The 4657-nt window shown below is 44.9% G+C and carries 2 protein-coding genes and 1 pseudogene; 1 reads left to right on the top strand and 2 read right to left on the bottom strand.

Features of this window, described 5'->3' with window-relative positions; genetic code table 11:
* Positions 1-363: 363 nt before the first annotated feature.
* Positions 364-3519 carry an NACHT domain-containing protein gene (locus tag C7B77_RS24555; RefSeq protein ID WP_106311105.1) on the bottom strand — a complete coding sequence of 1052 codons (3156 nt, stop codon included), beginning with the start codon at positions 3517-3519 and terminating at the stop codon, positions 364-366.
* 79 nt (positions 3520-3598) lie between these two features.
* Positions 3599-3922, bottom strand: a complete 324-nt coding sequence (locus C7B77_RS24550; RefSeq protein ID WP_106311102.1) for a YnfA family protein — start codon at positions 3920-3922, stop codon at positions 3599-3601.
* Positions 3923-4095: 173 nt separating this feature from the next.
* Between C7B77_RS24550 and C7B77_RS24545 the strand changes: the two are divergent.
* Positions 4096-4657 (top strand): annotated as a pseudogene (locus tag C7B77_RS24545) (phosphate acyltransferase PlsX); the annotation flags it as partial.

Raw genomic sequence — 4657 nt, 5'->3', positions numbered from 1 at the left:
AGACTCCAATCCAAATTTCAAATACGATTCAACATATCTACAACCTTATTCTATAATCTTCTGGCGGGAAGGGAGTAGAAGCTCGATCGCGTTATCAATTCGATCGTCATGCGGATTTTGTTTTAGCTATTGCACTACTTCGGGGCGTATTGCTCCGCACCAGCACCGCCCTGAACTATAAGTTTCTCGTTCCGAGAGGCTTCGCCAACGGGCTAACAGCAAAAGTCCTCTGAAGAGGACTGCAAGAATAGATGATTTCTTTTAGTTCATTTCAATGAACTTTTGCTGTTAGCCCCAAATTCATTTGAGGGCGTTGCTGATGCGGAGCTAGAAAATACTAACTCGATCGAATCTCACCATCATTCATTCAACCACGATCGACCATAAACAATCGATCGCACTACCAATTCCATCATAATGCGGATTTTGTTCCAACCAATGTACTACTTCAGGACAAATTGTATCCGAGGTTTTAGACAATCGAATTAAATCAGATACTGCACTATAACGTACATCAGATGTGTCACTTAGCAAGGAGAGTAAACGCTTCACCAATTCTGGACTACTATTCCCCAAATTTACCAATGCTGATGCCACGCAAGAAACTAGAAAAGATCCTTCATCATCTAGTAGAGAAAGCAAAGGCTTCACTACCTCTGGACTATTATTGCCTAACTCACCTAATGCTAATACTGTAATAGAATGTAAAAAGGAGGGTTCCTCATTTAGTAGTGAAAGTAACTGCTTTAATACTTCTGAATTATTATGCCCCAACTTACCTAATGCTGATATTGCACTAGACCGTATAGAAGATTGTTTATGATTTAACAGGAAAAGTAAACGATTCACCACTTCTGGACTATTGTTGCCTAACTCACCTAGCGCGAATGCTACACTAGCGGATACATCATAGCCTGTATCAATATCTAGCAGAGAAAGTAAACGATTCACTACTTCTGGACTGTTGTTGCCTAACTTACCTAGCGTGATTGCTGCACAAGAGCGAACAGAAGATTTTTTATCATCTAGCAGAGAAAGCAAAACTTTCATCATTTCTGGACTAACCTTCCCTATCTCATCCAACACTGCTACCACGCTATATCTTACAGATACATCTTCATCTTTTAACAAGGATAGAAAAATCTCCATAGCATTGGGATTGTTATCCACTAATCGACCCACAGCCAATGCCACACTTGAAATATTCCCTGTCCGATCCCTCAGCAAAGACAGCAAAGAATTAATTGCCTCTTCTTTTTGTCCCAACGCAGCCTGAAATTCTATTAGGCGAAAACGATCGATCCGATCTTCCTGTGCTTGTAACTTCTTCCATACAACTTTTTCTACAGTTGTTTCCCCAAGGCAATGCAAAATATTTTCTACTTCGCCCCTAATTTTTCTACCAATCCGATCGACATTTTCAACTTCTAAACCAACCAATCGATCGAGAATTTCCCCCACCCAATCCGCCGCCACCACTGTTAATTCTGATGGATCTTCCGTCAGGCACCAGCCTGCAAATAACAAATCTCGATGTAGCCATTGTTCGTATTCACTATTAGCATCCAAAACTGCCTGAATTGCCTTCTGAGCCTTCTTTCCTTTCAGTTTCGATACCAGCAACAACAAAACCTCGCGCCAATGTTGGTCATGTAAATGCTGCCGAAAATGATCCAAGATAATCTTAGTATCATCTTCAACATCGGCTCGATCGAATATCTCTTCTGCTGTCAGATATTCCTGAAACGTCTTATGCACGAAAGCATAACGATCTCGCCCCTGTTCGTTCAGTAAACCCGTCCGCCGTTGGATAAAATCGATAAACCTTTCGGCTTCTCCTTTTGCCTCATGCGCTTCGCATTTTTTCAGAGTTTGAATCTCCTTTCGCAACCACCGAATCAACTCATCCTTGTCGATCAGCGTCCCACCTTCAGTTTCGCCCGTGCTGCCTTGGGTATGAATCCAGTAGGCTAATTTCTTCAAGATATACAACAGATCGTCTGACTTGAGAAACTGCAAAACCTGCGAATACAGCTTGATTTCCTTGCCACTATCCCAACTCGTCAGCAGCGTCTCTACCGCCTTCTCATAGAGCTTGTATCGTTGTCTCGGCAACTCCGCCTGATAGCGATGAATTAGGGCAATTATCGTCAAGAGCAACGGATTTTTCGCGAGTAATTTAATCCGCTCGTTTCTGATAAATGCCTTCTGTAAATCTGCCTTTAGCCGCTCTGCTTGCGCTTTATTTTCAACCCGATTGTCATACCAATGGTCGATAAATGTCTCTACCTGCTTATCATCGAAGGATTCCAGCGTATAGTGGGGAAACTCATCGGTCTTGAAAGCTCCTTGATACCCCGCTGGGCGCGATGTAATTACCGCTGGGTTATCTTTGTATTGATGCAGAAAACTATCGATTTGCTCCGCCACCTTACTGCGTTGAGCTTCATCTACCACCTCATCCAACCCATCGAGCAAAATCAACGCCTTACCTCGATCCAACCAATGCTCGAAAAATCCGGTGGGTAATTCCTTGCAAGCTAAACTAGCTTTGGCATTCGATCGCAAGTACTCCAGCAATCCCATCTTCGGCTGCAATATCCAATCCCGAATTCGCACCACCACAGGTAAGTAATCTGTATCTTTTTCCAAGCCAATCTGAGTTGGATCGCTTTGAGCCGTTCCACAGAGCATCAAAGCAAAATAACTTGCCAGCATGGTTTTCCCCGAACCAGGTGCGCCCAATATTACTGCTTTTTTCTGAGCCAGATTGATGACTTTTTGAGCTGGTATTCGCGGTGCAGATCGATCGCGAAGCTCCCAAGCTCTCTGTTCTTCTAATAATCTAGTTTGTGGCGATCTAGTATCCAGCAAATAAGTTGTTGATACGAAAGTTATTGAATCATTCGCTTTCGTTTCAACTGCATCTAATGACCTCTTGAGCTGTTGTGAACTACGACTCCTTTCCTCTCTAACATCTGGCATCACAAAGATCTGCGCCAAAACTTCCTGCTTTTCTACCTCTTCCCCTGGTACTGCAATCCCGACAAACTTCACATCATCTACCCGTCGCGCCAACTGCTTTAGATATTGTGCCTTAGCTACCTTAAAGCAAATCCCCACTCGCTCGAAATAGCTCTCAACAAACGCATCCATCCACAACGGCATCAGATCGCAAAGGTATTGCTCTGCTTCTGGATGCTCGGATGCAGATTGTTTAAATACCTCCACTAGAATCTTTACATCAGGCTTACCACGATTCTGAAAAGGCTTCTGCAACTCGTTTTGCACCAAACCTGACTGAAAAAACTTGAGAAACTTTCCATATCCATTGGCTCCATCTCGATCGATCCGACGAAATAACCCACCAAGTTCTGGTTGTGCGTCATCTGCGGCTACTTCTGCTTGCTGCAATAGCACTATCATCTCATCTGGATTCAGGCGACTGTTCACCTCAGCCAAACCCGCCTTGAAAGCTTCGGTTATTGTCAATCTAGCGACAGTATCAAAGAATCCCATACAAATTACAAAACAGAAGTTTAATTTACTTCGATCGTGTCATAAAGATCTTGAAAAGTCGATTAACCCAAGAAATAGTTTATCGATGTGCTCCGAATAAAATTACTATTGTCCCCACCAGCGAAATGCCAACGCCTAATATATCCCAGCGATTTGGCTGCACTCCTTCTGCCAGCCAGAGCCAAACTAGCGAAGAGAGCAGGTAGATCCCGCCGTAAGCAGCATAGACTCTGCCTGCATTTGAGGCATCTACTCTGGTAAGCACGCTAGCAAACAAAATCAAAGCGAGGATGCCAGGAACGAGCCAAAGGATACTTTTGCCAAGTCTCAGCCACGCCCAAAAAGCATAGCAGCCAGAAATTTCGCCTAGAGCCGCCAGTAAAAACAATAAAAAATTTTGCATTTTGTTTAGTTTGTGCGGACGATTCGATCGAATCTCAACTATCTTTCGATCGCGATCTTACTGCGATCTCGTTAATGTTCGGGAATTATATTGAGCTAGTGTGTTTTCGTTCGATCGTGTGGCAGATGGCCATATTCTGGTAGAATTCGGATGGTTTCTACTTAGTGGCATCAATGGCTTCAACTCGCGCGCGCATCGCACTGGACGCAATGGGTGGAGATGATGCACCCGCCGCCATCGTCGCGGGTGCGATCCTAGCCCAAACAGAATTAGCAGATGTAGACGTCATCCTGGTTGGCGATCCAGCACAAATTCAGGCTTGTCTCGATCGGCATCCTAACGCTCCCAAAATCGAGGTCGTCCCAGCCGAAGGGACGATCGAAATGCACGAAGAACCGCTGGGTGCCTTGAGGCGCAAGCCTAAGGCTTCGATCAATGTATCGATGCAGCTTGTCAAAGATGGTAAAGCCGATGCGGTGGTTTCGGCGGGGCATTCTGGCGCGGCGATGGCAGCCGCATTACTCAGATTGGGACGGCTGCGGGGCATCGACAGACCTGCAATTGCGGCGGTATTTCCTACCAATCGTGCCGATAAGTCGGTATTAATTTTAGATGTCGGCGCGAATGTCGATTGTCGCCCTAAATATCTCGAACAATTTGCCGTGATGGGTTCGATTTACAGTCAGTACGTGCTTGGGGTAGAATCGCCCAAAGTCGGGTTGCTGAACATCGGCG

This window comes from Chamaesiphon polymorphus CCALA 037 (genome assembly GCF_003003845.1).
In the GTDB taxonomy this organism is placed as follows: Bacteria; Cyanobacteriota; Cyanobacteriia; order Cyanobacteriales; family Chamaesiphonaceae; genus Chamaesiphon; species Chamaesiphon polymorphus.
The sequence above is the reverse complement of the archived record's forward strand: the minus strand, read 5'-3'. Positions and strand labels throughout refer to the sequence as shown.